We start from the raw sequence: 14,978 nt of genomic DNA, 5'->3' as shown, positions 1-14,978 counted from the left end.
GCGGCGGCTGCAAAGCGCAACCGCCGCCGCGAAGAACGTCTGTCCTGTCCTAAACCTTAGTACAGCCCGCCGGTGCCCGGCCGCATGAAGAAGCCCGAATCCGGCTGCTGCTGCTGCGAGGCCGGCACACCCATGCGCCCGTCGGCATCGGCGACGCCGATCACGGAGTAATTATCAGGCGGTGCGGTGCCCGGCTTGAAGGCTTCCAAGATGGTTCCACCGGTCTCGCCCGGGCCGGCCCGCATGCCGGTCTTGGCGACGACGCGGATCAGCTTGATGCCAGCAGGCACCTTGAACGGAACGGCGGGTTTGTCGGCGAGCGCGAGCTTGAGGAAATCGCGCGCGATGGGCGCGGCCAGATGGCCGCCCGTCGCGGCGTTGCCTTTGCCGAGCGGGCGCGGCTTGTCGTAGCCCATGTAGATGGCGACGGCGATGTCAGGCGAGAAGCCGACGAACCAGGCGTCCTTGGCCTCGTTGGTCGTGCCGGTCTTGCCGGCGATCGGCTTGCCGACTTCCCTCACCACGGTCGCGGTACCGGCCTGGACCACACCTTCCATCAGTTCGGTGATCTGATAGGCGGTCATGGAATCCAGCACCTGCTCGCGGCGGTCGATCAGCTGCGGCTCGGGCTGGTTCTTCCAGCCGCCGGGCGCGTCGCAGCCGCGGCATTCGCGCTGGTCGTGCTTGAAGATGGTGTGGCCGTAGCGGTCCTGGATACGGTCGATCAAGGTCGGCTTCACCCGGCGCCCGCCATTGGCGAGCATCGAATAGGCCGTGACCATGCGCATCGCCGTGGTTTCGCCGGCGCCGAGTGCATAGGAGAGATAGTTCGGCAGCTCATCATAGACGCCGAAGCGGCGCGCATATTCGCCGATCAGGGGCATGCCGATGTCCTGCGCCAGGCGCACCGTCACCGTGTTGAGCGACTGCCGCAGCGCGTTCCGCAGCGTCACCGGACCCTGATATTTGTTCGCCGAGAAGTTTTCAGGCCGCCATACGCCGGCGCCCTGGCCCTGGTCGATTTCGATCGGTGCGTCGAGTACGACGGTCGAGGGCGTATAGCCGTTGTCGAGCGCGGCCGAGTAGACGATCGGCTTGAAAGACGATCCCGGCTGCCGGTAGGCCTGCGTGGCGCGGTTGAACTGGCTCTGATCGAACGAGAAGCCGCCGACCATCGCCAGCACGCGGCCGGTCCAGGGGTCCATCACCACCATCGCGCCCGACACTTCGGGAATCTGGCGCAGCCGGTACTGACCTTCGACCGGTTGTCCCTCCTTGGTGTAGAGCGGGTCGGCATAGATCACGTCGCCGGGCTGCAGCACCTGCGCTACCGACGTCGGCGTCTTGCCCTTGGCGTTGCCCTGCGCCGCCCTCGCCCAGCGCACGCCGTCGAGCGTGACGAGGCCGGTCTCACGCTGCTTGCTGACGGCGCCGCCGAGCTCGCGGTTCGGCTGGAAGCCGATCCGTGCCGACTGGTCACTGGTCTCCAGCACCACCGCCATGCGCCACGGCGAGATGTCCGAGAGCGACTTGATCTCGGCGAGCTTCACGCCCCAATCGCCCGAAATATCGAGCTTGCTGATGGCGCCGCGATAGCCCTGCTGCTCGTCATAGTTCACGAGGCCTGCGACCATGGTCTTGCGCGCCATGACCTGGATCTTCGGATCGAGCGTGGTGCGAACCGAAAGACCGCCCTCGTACAGCTTCTTCTCGCCATAGCGCTCGAAGATGTCGCGGCGGACTTCCTCGGCGAAATATTCGCCGGCGAAGGTGTGGGCACCGTTGGACCGGTTGGTGACGACCAGCGGCTCTTTGCGCGCCTTCTCGGCGTCGGCCTGCTTGATCCAGCCGTTCTCCTGGAGACGGTCGATCACATAGTTGCGGCGCTCGATGGCACGGTCGCGGTTGCGCACCGGATGCAGCGTCGCCGGCATCTTCGGCAGCGCCGCCAGATAGGCGGCTTCCGCCACGGTGAGCTCGTTCACCGACTTGTCGAAATAGACCAGCGAAGCGGCGGCGATGCCGTAGGCGCCGAGGCCGAGGTAGATTTCGTTCAGATACAGTTCGAGGATCTTGTCCTTCGAATAGGTCTTCTCGATGCGCATCGCCAGCAAGGCTTCCTTGATCTTGCGCGCGAACGAGACTTCGTTGGTCAAGAGGAAGTTCTTGGCAACCTGCTGGGTGATGGTGGAGGCGCCTTGCGGACGGCGGTTGGAGCCGTAGTTCTGCAGGTAGAGCAGACCCGCGCGGGCCATGCCGGTGTAGTCGATGCCGCCATGCTCGTAGAAGTTCTTGTCTTCGGCAGCCAGGAACGCGTTGATCACGAGCTTCGGCACCGCCTGGATCGGCAGATAGAGCCGGCGCTCCTTGGCGTATTCGCCGAGCAGCGAGCCGTCGACCGCGTGCACGCGGGTCATCACCGGCGGCTCGTAATCCTGAAGCTGAGAGTAATCGGGCAAGTCCTTGGAGAAATGCCAGATCAGGCCTGCCACGGCGCCGACACCGACAAGGAACACCACCGTTCCCGCGGCGAACAGGAAGCCCATGAACCGCACAAGCAAGCGCATTATGTATTTATCCGTTCAATCCCAGGATCAGCCCAAGGCGCCCAAACCAGAAAAAGAGGCGCCGTCCTCACGTCGCGAATTCACCGGCCTACTCAATACCATCAATGCCGGACCAAAAGACGCTTGCCGAACGGGATTCTCGTCGATTCCGGAACCCCCTGCGGAGGTTTTATAAAGCGCCCGCTGTGGCCAAACTAGGGCTTAACAGCCGATACGGCATTCCCTTCTCAATTCCCAGGTCCCGCCGTCGCCATCCGCTTGGCCAGGAACGTGTCGATCGCCTGGGCCATCGAGCCCACAGCCTTGGACCGCCAGCCCTCGGAGACGAGATGCTCGAGGTCGCCCTTGTTGGAGACGTAGCCGATCTCGACCAGCACCGAGGGCACATCGGGCGCCTTCAGCACCCTGAACCCGGCCGACTTCAGGGGATGCTTGTGCATCCGCACCGTCGACTTCATTTCGCCCATCAGCAGATGGGCGAAACGGTTTGAAAAGGTGCGAGTTTCCCGCTGCGTCAGGTCGATCAGGATATCGGCCACATCGGTCGGCTCCTCCGACAAATTAAAGCCGGCAATGGCGTCCGCACGGTTTTCGGCATCGGCCAGGCGCTGGGCCTCGGCGTCGGAGGCCTTGTCCGAGAGCGTGTAGATGGTCGCCCCCTGCGCATCGCCCTCGGCCTTCGGCAGTGCATCGGCATGGATGGAGATGAACAGCGCGGCGTTCAGATTGCGGGCGACCTTGGCGCGATCGTTGAGCGGAATGAAGGTATCGTCGTCGCGGGTCATGACCACCCGGTATTTGCCTGATTTTTCCAGCCGATCGCGCAGCGCCAGGCCAAAGGCCAAAACCAGGTTCTTCTCGCTCTCGCCGCTCGACTGGGTGCCATTGTCGATACCGCCATGGCCGGGATCGATCACCACGACCGGACGACCATCGGACGGCGTTCCCGGCTTTGGGGCCGCCGGTTCGGAGGCAGGAACCGTTGCCGGCGGCACTGCCGCAATCGTCGAGCGCAGCTCGGGGCGATTCTCCGGCGCGGGCGTCTGCGCGAACGCCGCGCGATCGACTTCCTCCAGCTCGAGCACCAGCCGGGCCGGCTGACCATTGGCCGCCTCGAGCACGTAGGAATTGGCGACCTTGGCCGGTCCGGTGAGATCGAACACGATTCGCGAGCCGCCGGGCATCACCAGCCCGTAGCGGAAGGCCTTGACCAGCCCTCGCCCGGCCCCGGTGCCCGGCGCCAGTTGAAAATTCACCTGGGGCACATCGACCACGACCCGATAGGGATCGGCAAGCGTCGTGGTGCGGAAGCTGACGGTCTGGTCGAGATCGAGAATGAAGCGGGTCTGCTTGCTGTCACCGGCTAGGCGCGCGGCGGTGGCCACCGGGAAACTCGCCGCTGCAGCAGCTGGTGGCGATGGGCTTTCGGCCGCGATCAGGCGCGAGGAATCGGCGCACGGCAATGCTGCAGCGCACAGCAGCGCAAATCCCAGCAGAACCCGTTGATTTGTGCGGCTCGCCACCGAATCCGTGCCTCCGAGCAGCCTCTTTAACGCAATAGAACCACAGGGTTAATCGATCCTTAATGACAGGGTCGCGAAACTCTCCGACTGTGACCGGCGTGCGACGCTCCCTTGCACCGGTGGCCCATTCCTCGTATGTACGGATTGCTGACGGCCAATGATTTCCGGTTGTGTCGCATTCAGCCTCCCGGTGCAGCGCCGGAGCTCCCAAGGTTTGGGAATTCCAGCGTTTTTCCGTTCCCCCAACGGCCAGCGCGGTGCGCGGCAGCGAGGCGGAACGGGGCAAGCCCCGGCGGCGGACGGTTTCCGGTTACCACACTGTTTCCGGGACAGTTTTTGACAGCGACGCAGCCAGTTACCCATCCCCTTAAATCCAAAGGGGGCGGTTCGATCCAGGGCGAGCGCACACGCGCCATGCCTGGCCAGCAGCAACTGATTAGGGGCGGCCCCGCCGCCCAATGTTTCATACGGGCCGACGCTTGATGCGCCAGACTGTGCCGACCAATTCTGAAGGATCATTCGCGACGCTGCGGAGTGAAAATCCCGCACGCCGCTTCGGTCCTGAAGCTTCCGGTCCGGCAAGGCGCGAGAGACGGCGTTTCGGCCTTCCCCTCACCCCCGAATCAGGTGGACCGTCGCGTCACCCGGCAGCGCTCTTCCCGCCCACGGTGAACCGCGCCCGCCGCCGCCAAGAGTTAAGACATGCCCAACAAGATGTTGATCGATGCCACCCACCCGGAAGAGACCCGGGTCGTCGTGGTCCGCGGCAATCGCGTCGAAGAGTTTGACTTCGAGACCGCGCAACGCAAGCAACTGCGCGGGAATATCTACCTCGCCAAGGTCACCAGGGTCGAACCCTCGCTCCAGGCCGCCTTCGTCGAATATGGCGGCAACCGCCACGGCTTCCTCGCCTTCAGCGAAATCCATCCCGACTACTACCAGATCCCGGTCGCCGACCGGCAGGCGCTGATCGAGGCCGAGGAGCAGGCCCATCGCGAAGCCGAGGAAGAGAGCGAGAACCGCTCCCACGGCCGTCGTCGCTCGCGCCACCGCAACGCCCGCCGGCGTGGCCATGGCGAGCGCGTCCGCAGCGACATCGTCGAAGGTCTCGAGGCCGGCGCCGATCCCGCGGCCCAGCCGGTCGAGGGCGACGTTCAGCCGGAGTTCGCCGACGCCACGTCGCATGAGGGCGAGCACCTGCACGCCGACGCCGAACACCACGGCGAGCACGAAGACCACGATCATCACGACCACGACGATCACGGCCATGACAATCATGAGCACGATGATCATCCTCGCACCCATGACGAGCACGCGCACGATCATGATCATGACGACCATGGCGATGATCACGAACACGATCATCATGGCGATGATCATCACGCCGACGAGGCGCCCGCGCCCGTCGCGGCGATCGGCGCGGAGCCCGTAGTTGCGGCCGAGACCGTTGCCGAGCCTCAGGAGGCTCCGTCCGTTGAAGCGCATGGCGAGGACTTTGCCGAAGTCGTGACCTCGGCCGCCGAGCCGGCCGATGCCGTCTACGCCGCTGGGGAGCCGACGGAGGCGCCACATGGCGAGGCCGCGCAAGCTGCCGGTGAAGACGACGAGGACGAAGAAGACGGCGAGGAAGCCGAAGAGGAAGTCGTCGAATCCGTGGGCGGTGATGACGTGCTGGAAGAAGTGCCGGAGCGCACCTTCCGGCCGCGCCGCCAGTACAAGATCCAGGAAGTCATCAAGCGCCGCCAGGTGATGCTGGTGCAGGTGGTCAAGGAAGAGCGCGGCAACAAGGGCGCGGCGCTGACGACCTATCTGTCGCTCGCCGGCCGCTACGCCGTCTTGATGCCGAACACCGCGCGCGGCGGCGGCATCAGCCGCAAGATCACCTCGGCGCAGGATCGTTCGCGCCTGAAGGAAGTGGTGCAGGATCTCGACGTGCCCGAGGGCATGGGCATCATCCTGCGCACCGCGGGCGCGGCCCGCACCAAGCCCGAGATCAAGCGCGACTTCGAATACCTGATCCGGATGTGGGAGACGGTGCGCGACCTGACGCTGAAGTCGCAGGCTCCGACCCTGGTCTACGAAGAGGGCTCGCTGATCAAGCGCTCGCTGCGCGACCTCTACAACAAGGAGATCGACGAGATCCAGGTTGCCGGCGAAGCCGGCTACCGCGAAGCACGCGATTTCATGAAGATGCTGATGCCCGCCAATGTCAGCGCGGTGAAGCAATATCGGGACGGCCAGCCGCTGTTCTCGCGGATGGGCGTCGAAAGCCAGCTCGATGCGATGTTCTCGCCGACCGTGCAGCTGCGGTCGGGCGGTTATATCGTCATCAATCAGACGGAGGCGCTGGTCTCGATCGACGTCAACTCCGGACGATCGACCCGCGAGCACCACATCGAGGACACCGCGCTCAAGACCAATCTGGAAGCGGCCGAAGAGGTCGCCCGCCAGCTTCGCCTGCGCGACCTCGCTGGCCTGATCGTCATCGACTTCATCGACATGGACGAGAAGCGCAACAACCGTTCGGTCGAGCGCAAGCTGTCCGATTGCCTGCGGCAGGATCGCGCGCGCATCCAGGTCGGGCGCATCTCGCATTTCGGCCTCTTGGAGATGTCGCGCCAGCGTATCCGCGCCAGCGTGCTGGAGAGTTCGACCGACCCCTGCCCGCATTGCGGCGGCACCGGTCATGTCCGGTCGGTGTCCTCGGTGGCGCTGCAGCTGCTGCGCGGGCTCGAAGAGATCCTGATGAAGGGCGCGACCCACAATCTCGTGGTCCGTACCCGCACCGACGTCGCGCTCTATGTGCTGAACCACAAGCGCGGCCATTTGCGCGACCTCGAAAACGGCTTCAAGGTCACGCTGTCGGTCATCGCCGATCAGTCCGTCAGCGGCCCGCAGGCCTACGTCATCGACCGCGGCGAGCAGGTCCACACGCTGGAAGCCGCCAAGGCGCTGCTCGCAGCCCAGGCTGCCGCAAGCCCGCCGCCACTGCCCGAAGAGGCCTATGACGACGAGGACGGTTTCGACCTCGAGACCGAATCCGAGGTCGAGACCGACGAAACTGAGGGTCTCGGCGATGAGCAGGCCTCAGGTGAAGCCGCGTCCGAAGGTGACGGGCAGCGCCGCAAGCGCCGCCGCCGTCGTCGCGGTCGCGGCGGTCAGCGCGACGGCGAGCTTCGCGAGGACAGCCCAGCCACGCTTCCCGAGCCGGCAATGACCGCCGGCGAAGGCGACGAGGATGCCGAGTCCGAGCAAGACGGTGAGGAAGGCGAGGAACAGGCCGCCCGTGGCGAGCAGCAGGGTGGCGGCGAGCGCCGGCGCCGGCGCGGTCGCAGGGGTGGACGTCGTCGGCGCGGTGGCAATGAGGAAGGCCTCGCCGGATCCATCGGCGACGAAATTGGCGGCAGCAATCCACCGCCGGAAGCAACCGAGGCAGTGGCCGACTTCGACGGCTCGTCTGCCAGCGAGCCCGCTCCGTCGATTGCGCATGCGGAGCACATGCCCTCCGCTGAAACGTCGCAGGCCGAGCCTCAGGCACCCGTTCAAACGCCGGTTCAGCCTGCGCCCGTTGCTGTCGCGGAAGAAGAGCCCGCGGCCGACGACAGGGCCACACGCCGTCGCTCGACCGTTCGCGAGAAGGTGAGCTTCCTGACGAGCAGCCCGAGCGAGCCTGCGCCCCCGGTTGCAGCTGAACCCGTTGCAGCGCCCGCGCCTGCGCCGGAACCCGCGCCGGACGCGGCAGCGGAGACGCCGGCAGCCCCGCGTCGGGCCGGCTGGTGGTCCCGCCGTTTCGGCGGCGGCGAATAAGCAAACGCACAAATGAAAACGCCCGGCAAAAAGCCAGGCGTTTTTCGTTTCATGCCTTGCCGAATGTTACGGCGGCGGCTCGTCAGCGCCGAGCGGCGCCTCCTCGCGCGATGCGATCTGGCGAAGTTGGTCGTAGAGATCCGGCGCCTCGCTGGTGCAGAGGCAGACGCCCTTCGCCGATGCTGCCTCGCCGGCGTTGAGGTAGGCATGGCCCATGGTGCTGTCGAGATAGATGCCGTCGCCCTCGCCAAGGATCTCCGGCGCGTAGAACTCCGTGTGGACAGCGACGCGCCCGCTCGTCACCAGGAAGTACTCTTCGCCGGCGTGGCGCAGCAGCGGACCGAATTCATCCAGCGAGCGCGCGCGGACTTCGGCCACGATCGGCACCATCCGTTTGCCGATCAGATCGGTGCATTGATAGGTATAGGTGTAGAATTTCGTGTTGATCAGCTGCCCCTGCCCGGCCCGGCTGATGCTCCGCCGCGCGGTGACCGGACGGCCCTGCGAGGGTGCCGCGACCGCCGGATTGAACAGCTCCGCGATTTCCATCTTCAGACCCGAGGTGAGCTGAAGCAGCTTGTCGTAGGTGAGCGACATCAGGCCGTTTTCGACCTTCGAGAGGGTCGACAGCGCCATGCCGGTCCGTTCCGCTACCTGCTTGAGCGTCAGGCCACGCGCCTGGCGCGCGGCCTTGAGACATTGGCCGAGCTGGGAGTTGGCGCCTTCGGGCGTGGTGGTTTCGCTCATGCAGCAATCCTACCATGACTGCAGAAAAGTTGTTGGCCTATCCATCTAATCTTTTCGGCGAAAGGCGCCCGAGGATCGCCTCTCAGGGATCTTCCCGGGTCAAAAAAGCCAAGATTTGTGCAAGAATCGTCCTGTCTGACGAATATTGGTGCGCGGGCCTTAGTTTCCGATATGCTAAATCGTTTTCATAATCTGAAAGGGACCGCGTTGCCCGAGCTTTGTGACACTGATGCCGTCGAGCTGCGCCGGCTGCTGGCCGCGCGGGCGATCTCCCCTGTCGAACTGCTCGATGCCTGCCTGTCACGCATCACCATCACCAATGCCGCCGTCAACGCCGTCGTGACACTTGACGAGGCCGGGGCGCGCGCCGCTGCGAACGAGGCGGAGGCCGCTATCCTGCGCGGAGAGGATCGTGGCGCGCTGCACGGACTTCCCGTCTTGATCAAGGATACCCAGGACACCGCCGGGATGCGCTCCACCTATGGCAGCCCGCTGTTGCGCGACCATGTACCGGTCGCGGACCAGGGCTCGGTCGCCCGGTTGCGCGCGGCCGGCGCCATCATCTTCGGCAAGACCAACACGCCGGAATGGGCCGCCGGCGGTAACACCCGCAACCCTGTTTTCGGCGCAACCGGCAATCCCTTTGATCCCTCGCGCTCCGCGGCCGGCTCGTCCGGCGGGTCGGCGGTCGCGCTCGCTTGCGGCATGGCTCCGCTTGCCTCGGGCTCGGACACCGGAGGATCTCTGCGCAATCCCGCGGGCTATGCCGGCATCGTCGGCATGCGACCCTCCTATGGCCTCATTGCGAGCGAGAAGCGCGCCTTCGGCTGGTCCAACCTGTCGACCGACGGGCCGATGGCGCGCAACGTCGCCGATACCGCACTGATGCTGTCGGTGATGGCGAGCGACGATGCCCGCGATCCGCTCGCCTACACGCTGCCAAGCGAGCCCGTGCGCGCACGCGCCGAGCGTTGGGCCGCGCCGCGCCCGGCGAAGCTCGGCAAGCTGCGCCTCGCTTTCACCGAGGACTTCGGCTTTGCGCCGACGGAGCAGGCTATCCGCCGCGTGTTCCGCGATCGTGTAGCGAGGCTTGCGCCGCTGTTCGCCGAATGTCGCGAGGCGACCCCCGACTGCACCGGTGCGGACGATGCCTTCGCCGTGCTGCGCGCCGGCCTCTTCCTGGCGATGCACGGCAAGAACTACAAGGAACGGCCCGAGATGCTCGGCCCCAATGTCCGCGCCAATGTCGAGGAAGGACTCACCTATTCGCTCGAAGACCACGCCCGCGCGGCGACGACGCAGACGCGGATCTATCGCGCCTATCAAAGCTTCTTCGAAAATTGCGACGTGTTGATCAGCCCGACCATCACGCTCAGCCCGCGGCCGTGGTCAGAGCTCTATCCTGCCGAGATCGATGGCGTGCCGACGAAATCCTACTTCCACTGGCTCGCGCTCGCTTACGCCGTGACACTCCCCGGGCATCCCGCGATCAGCATTCCCCTCGGGCGCGACGAAGCCGGCCTGCCCTTCGGCCTCCAGATCGTCGGCCCCCGCGGCGGCGACGCGATCGTGCTTTCGGTCGCAGCGAGCCTCGAGGCTGCATTTGCGGGCGACCCGCAGATGTGCCGGCCGGTGCCTGATTTGGCCAAACTTGCAATGGCGCCGCCGCTGTCGTCGACCCCCGGCTTCCTGACCTGGGAATAGACCTCGGAATCAGACCACCACGAGCAGGCGTGATCGCCGGCAAACCGGAGACGAGCATGACTGAACTGTCGCAGCGGAAAACCGGAATCGTCGCGTTCGTCCTGCTCTACATTGCCTACTGCATCTCCTACGTCGATCGCGCGGCGATCTCGCTGGCGCTGGCGCAGATCGGGAAGGATTTCAACCTCCAGGCCGCCGACCTCGGCATCGTCATCAGCGCGTTCTTCCTGGGCTATGCCGCGATGCAAGTGCCGGGCGGATGGCTGTCCGATCGCTTCGGTTCGAAATATGTGGTGATCATCACGATCGTGATGTGGTCGATTTTCACGGCCTTCACCAGCCTGGCCTGGTCGCTGACCTCGCTGATCGCGATCCGCTTCATCTTCGGCATCGCCGAGGGCGGCTTTCCGCCGGCGAGCATCCGCGCCATCGCGGAACTGTTCAAGAAGGACAGCCGGCCAAAGATGTCGGCGCTGCTGCTGTCGTCGAACTATGCCGGCAGCATGATCGCGCCGCTGATCATGGCGCCCCTGATCCTCTGGCTGGGTTGGCGTCATGCCTTCAATACCATCGGCATCGCCGGCGTCGTGTTCGCGGTGGTCTACTTCGTCTTCGTTCCGCATCTTTCGCGTATCGGCGTCGGACCGGTGACGGCGAAGCCGCGGGCGCCGATGCGCGAGCTGATGAAGAATCCGCTGCTCTGGCAATTGATGGTGGTGTGGTTCGGCCTGAGCTGCGTCAACAAGGGCCTGGATTCCTGGATGCCGCTCTATCTGCTGCAGCAGCGCGGACTTGACCTCAAGACCGTCGGCATCGTGGCGCCGATCCCGTTCGTGATGGCGACGATCGCGACCGCGATCGGCGGCTGGGTGATGACGACCTTCTTTGCCGAACGCGAAAAATATCTGCTGATCGGCAGCTCGACATTGACCGGCATCTTCCTCTACGCCATGTACAAGGCGGAGACGATCACAGTGCTGATCGTGTTTCAGTCGCTGGTCTATTTCTTCAAATCCTTCGTGCTGGCCGCGGTGGTTGCGCTCCCGACCAAGCTGCTCCGCGACGATCAGATCGGATCGGGCGTCGGCATGGTCAATCTCGGCGGCCAGAGCGCGGGCTTCGTTGCGCCGGCCATCATGGGATTCATCGTGACCGGAACCGGATCATTCGACGCGGCCTTCGGATTCCTGGTCGCGATGACGGCGCTGTCCGTGGTTGTCGCGACGACCATCAACACGGCGCAGCCCAAGCTCGCGCTAGAGCCGGCCTGACAGGAGAGATCTGCGATGCAAAGCGCAATCGTTCTCGGCGGTGGCATGGTGGGCGTGAGCGCCGCCTTGCATCTGAAGCAGCGCGGCTGGAGCGTGACGCTCGTCGACCGCAGGGAGCCGGGCCGCGAGACCAGCTACGGCAACGCCGGCATGATCCAGGCGGAGGCGGTGCGGCCCTACCCGATGCCGCGCGACCTCACGTCGCTCGTGAATATCGCGACCGGCCGCACCAACGACGTGCGATACAGCCTTTCGTCGCTGCATCGTCACGTCGAGCCCCTGCTCCGCTATTGGTGGCATTCGGCGCCGAAGCGGCATCGCGAAGCGATCGAGGCCTGGGCGCGCCTGATCGCCTATGCGACGCCCGAGCACGATATCCTCATCCGCGAGGCCCATGCCGACAATCTGATCCGCCGCGCCGGTTATCGCGTGCTGCATCGTGACGCCGCCTCCTTCGACCAGGCGATCAAGACGGCGGAGGACGACCGCCGCGAGTTCGGCGTGAATTTTCGCGTGCTCTCCGGCAGCGAGCTGACCAAGGCCGAGCCGATCCTGCGCGACGACCTTCCCGGCGCGATCCACTGGCTCGACACCTGGACGGTGTCGGATCCCGGCGCCCTGGTCACGGCCTACGCCGATCTGTTCGAACGATCGGGCGGCAGAATCGTGCTCGGCGATGCGCAGTCGCTTCAGCAGACCGCGACCGGATGGTCGGTCGAGACCGACAATGGCCGCATCGATGCCGCCAACGCCGTCGTCACGCTCGGGCCGTGGTCGCCGGATCTGTTGCACAAGTTCGGCTATCGGATTCCGCTGGTGCGCAAGCGCGGCTACCACATGCACTACACCGGAGGCGCCTCGCTCGATCTGCCGCTGGTCGACAAGGGCGGCGGCTACGCCATGGGTCCGATGGCCAAGGGGATCCGCATCACCACCGGCGCCGAGCTGACGGGGCCGGATGCGCTGGCAACGCCGGTGCAGCTCGCCAGCGCCGAAGCCTCCGCGCGCGAATTGATTGATCTCGGCAAGCGCGCCGAACCGGAACCGTGGTTCGGCACCCGGCCCTGCACGCCCGACATGGTGCCTGTGCTCGGCCGCGCCCCGCGCCATCCCGGCCTCTGGATGAATTTCGGCCACGGTCACCAGGGCTTTACGCTCGGCCCCGCCACCGGACGACTGCTCGCGGAGATGATGAACGGCGATACGCCGTCGATCGACCCGACGCCGTACCGGCCGGAACGGTTCTAGCTCGTGCTCTTCGCCGCGAGAACCGCAAGCGCTGCGGTCAAGCGCGTCAGCGGGTCGCTCCATTCGCGGGGCCTACGCTGACGAAACAACCGCATGGTCGGATACCACGGGCTGTCCTCGCGGTCGCGCAGCCAACGCCAGTCGAGCGCGTATGGCGTGAGCATCCATACCGGGCGGCCAAGAGCGCCGGCAAGATGCGCGACCGACGTGTCGACGGCGATGACGAGATCAAGCGCCACCACCGCCGCCGCAGTATCGGCGAAATCACCGAGTGCAGGCGCGAGGTCGATGACCGCGTCGCCAAGTGCCGCGAGCACGGCGCCGTCCTCCGTTCGTGGTTCCTTTTGCAGGCTATAGAGCTGCACATCGGGCATCACGAGCCGCGGCAGCAAGGCCTCGGCTGACAGCGAACGCTGCCCGTCGCCCTTGTGCCTGGGATTGCCGGCCCAGACCACGCCGACCTTCAGCCGCGTCTCGCGACCGAGTGCGGCCTGCCAGCGCGACACTCTCTCGGGATCCGGATGCAGATAAGGAACGTCAGCGGGCAAATTAGCGAGCGTGGTGCCGAACAGGCGCGGCAGGCTCATCAACGGCACTTGCAAATCAAATGGCGGCAACGCTTCACCGCGCGACATCACGGTGACATCGGGCAAGTGCCGCAGCAGCGAGGCGAGCGCAGGCTGCACCTGGAGAATGATCGTGCCGCCCATGGCCGTCACCATCGGCAGATAACGCGCGAAATGCAGGGCATCGCCGAGGCCGTATTCGGCGAACACCAGCAAGGTGCGGCCATCGAGCGGCTCGCCCTGCCATTCCGGCTCGCTGAAACTGGGATCGCCGTCCGACAGCGTCCTGCATTTGCGGCGCCATTTGTAGGCTTCGAAACCCTCGGCAAAATGGCCGTTCATCAGCAGGAAATGCGCGTGATTATATTGCGCGAGCGGCTGCTCCGGATCGAGCGCGACCGCATGGGCCGAGACTGCAAGCGCCTCGTCGATCTCGCCGGCATTGCGCAAAGCGACCGCGAGATTGGCGTGCCCCTTGGCATAGGATGGATCGGCTGCGACCGCACGGCGATGCGCGGCCACCGCATCGGCGATGCGCTGCTGCTTCTCGAAGATGATGCCGAGGTTGGTATGGGCCGGCGCGTGATCGGGCTTGAGCCGCAAGGCGTGCTCGCAGGCCGCAACGGCGTCGTCGAGTTCGCCGAGATCTGAGAGGCAGGCGCCGAGATTGGTGGCAATCATGTGATCGCCAGGCTGAAGCGCGAATGTCTGCCGGTAGATCTCCGCGGCCTCCTGCAAATGACCGGCTTCATGCAGGACCAGACCAAGCAGGCGCAGCGTCGCGGCATTGCCGGGCGCGAGCGCGATGGCGCAGCGGTATTGTGCGATGGCTCCCTCGGGCAATCCTTGCCGATACAGCACCGCGCCGAGATTGCAGATCAAACCGACATCGTCAGGATCCAGCTGGAGCCCGCGGCGGTACGCGGCCGCGGCTTCGTCGAGCCTGTTCTGGTCCGCAAGGACGTTGCCGAGATTGAGCCAGGCCCCTCGAAAGACGGGGTCGCGCGCGAGCACCGCGCGATACGCCTCCTCAGCCTCGATCAGCCGTCCCTGCTCCGCAAGCGCGACGGCGAGATTGAAGCACGCGCGCGTCAGATGAGCGTCGAGCGCGATCGCGCGGCGATAGGCCGTCTCGGCTTCGCCGAAACGCGCAAGCTCGCCCAGGGCCACGCCGAGCTTGTTGTACAGGCCGGCATCATCGGGCCGCCCGCATAGCGCGCGCCGGAACGCGGCCACGGCGCCCTCGTGCTCGCCTTTCACGGCAAGCGCATCGCCGAGCGTCATCAGCGCAGGCGCGTGGTCGGGATCGATGTTGAAGACCCGATTGAGCAGCGCCGCGCCGTCGGAGGCACGGTCGCTGACGAAAGCCGCAACGGCGGCCAGATGCAGCGCCGGCACATGATCCGGCTTTGCCTTCAAGACCTCCGTGCAGAGGACCTCCGCCTGATCCGGCCGACCCGCCGCAAAATGCTCCGCCGCCTCCCGTACGATCCGATCTACTGCCGCATTGCCCAAGATAGCGCCCCGCTCTTCAACGTCAGAGAT

At 65.5% G+C, this 14,978-nt stretch carries 9 protein-coding genes; 4 read left to right on the top strand and 5 right to left on the bottom strand.

All coding sequences use genetic code 11. From position 1 onward, the window contains the following. Positions 1–56: 56 nt before the first annotated feature. The 3 genes from IF809_RS03780 to IF809_RS03770 form a co-directional block, all read right to left on the bottom strand. Positions 57–2,567 carry a penicillin-binding protein 1A gene (locus tag IF809_RS03780; RefSeq protein WP_128966014.1) on the bottom strand — a complete coding sequence of 837 codons (2,511 nt, stop codon included), beginning with the start codon at positions 2,565–2,567 and terminating at the stop codon, positions 57–59. A 227-nt stretch (positions 2,568–2,794) separates the two neighbouring features. After that, a complete protein-coding gene (locus tag IF809_RS03775) occupies positions 2,795–4,090 on the bottom strand; it encodes an N-acetylmuramoyl-L-alanine amidase (RefSeq protein WP_462836855.1) in 1,296 nt (431 codons plus the stop codon). Positions 4,091–4,702: 612 nt separating this feature from the next. Continuing rightward, positions 4,703–5,575 (bottom strand): hypothetical protein, encoded by an 873-nt coding sequence (locus IF809_RS03770; protein ID WP_462836854.1) that lies wholly within the window; start codon positions 5,573–5,575, stop codon positions 4,703–4,705. 21 nt (positions 5,576–5,596) lie between these two features. Between IF809_RS03770 and IF809_RS03765 the strand changes: the two genes are divergently transcribed. Then, complete coding sequence (locus IF809_RS03765; protein WP_462836853.1) at positions 5,597–7,897, top strand: Rne/Rng family ribonuclease; 2,301 nt, start codon at positions 5,597–5,599, stop codon at positions 7,895–7,897. A 66-nt stretch (positions 7,898–7,963) separates the two neighbouring features. Here IF809_RS03765 and IF809_RS03760 read toward each other — a convergent pair whose 3' ends face one another. Then, positions 7,964–8,644 carry a helix-turn-helix domain-containing protein gene (locus IF809_RS03760; RefSeq protein WP_453991168.1) on the bottom strand — a complete coding sequence of 227 codons (681 nt, stop codon included), beginning with the start codon at positions 8,642–8,644 and terminating at the stop codon, positions 7,964–7,966. Positions 8,645–8,851: 207 nt separating this feature from the next. Between IF809_RS03760 and IF809_RS03755 the strand changes: the two genes are divergently transcribed. Genes IF809_RS03755 through IF809_RS03745 form a run of 3 tightly spaced genes read left to right on the top strand, consistent with a single transcriptional unit; the run spans position 8,852 to position 12,867 of the window. Continuing rightward, a complete protein-coding gene (locus tag IF809_RS03755; RefSeq protein ID WP_462836852.1) occupies positions 8,852–10,348 on the top strand; it encodes an amidase in 1,497 nt (498 codons plus the stop codon). A gap of 56 nt (positions 10,349–10,404) precedes the next feature. Next, a complete protein-coding gene (locus IF809_RS03750) occupies positions 10,405–11,619 on the top strand; it encodes an MFS transporter (RefSeq protein WP_453979110.1) in 1,215 nt (404 codons plus the stop codon). A gap of 15 nt (positions 11,620–11,634) precedes the next feature. After that, positions 11,635–12,867, top strand: a complete 1,233-nt coding sequence (locus IF809_RS03745; protein ID WP_462836851.1) for an NAD(P)/FAD-dependent oxidoreductase — start codon at positions 11,635–11,637, stop codon at positions 12,865–12,867. Here IF809_RS03745 and IF809_RS03740 read toward each other — a convergent pair. Beyond that, positions 12,864–14,948: a tetratricopeptide repeat protein gene (locus tag IF809_RS03740; protein WP_462836850.1), complete on the bottom strand. Its 2,085-nt coding sequence runs from the start codon at positions 14,946–14,948 to the stop codon at positions 12,864–12,866. The two genes, IF809_RS03745 and IF809_RS03740, sit on opposite strands and share 4 nt — an antisense overlap. Positions 14,949–14,978 lie beyond the last annotated feature (30 nt).

It is taken from the genome of Bradyrhizobium sp. UFLA06-24 (genome assembly GCF_054967145.1).
This window is presented reverse-complemented; position numbering and strand designations above follow the sequence as displayed.

Excerpts from the sequence above, each read along its gene's own strand:
- IF809_RS03780 (WP_128966014.1), bottom strand. The coding sequence starts at position 2,567 with ATGCGCTTGCTTGTGCGGTTCATGGGCTTCCTGTTCGCCGCGGGAACG.
- IF809_RS03770 (WP_462836854.1), bottom strand. The coding sequence starts at position 5,575 with ATGCGCTTCAACGGACGGAGCCTCCTGAGGCTCGGCAACGGTCTCGGC.
- IF809_RS03760 (WP_453991168.1), bottom strand. The coding sequence starts at position 8,644 with ATGAGCGAAACCACCACGCCCGAAGGCGCCAACTCCCAGCTCGGCCAA.
- IF809_RS03750 (WP_453979110.1), top strand. The coding sequence starts at position 10,405 with ATGACTGAACTGTCGCAGCGGAAAACCGGAATCGTCGCGTTCGTCCTG.
- IF809_RS03745 (WP_462836851.1), top strand. The coding sequence starts at position 11,635 with ATGCAAAGCGCAATCGTTCTCGGCGGTGGCATGGTGGGCGTGAGCGCC.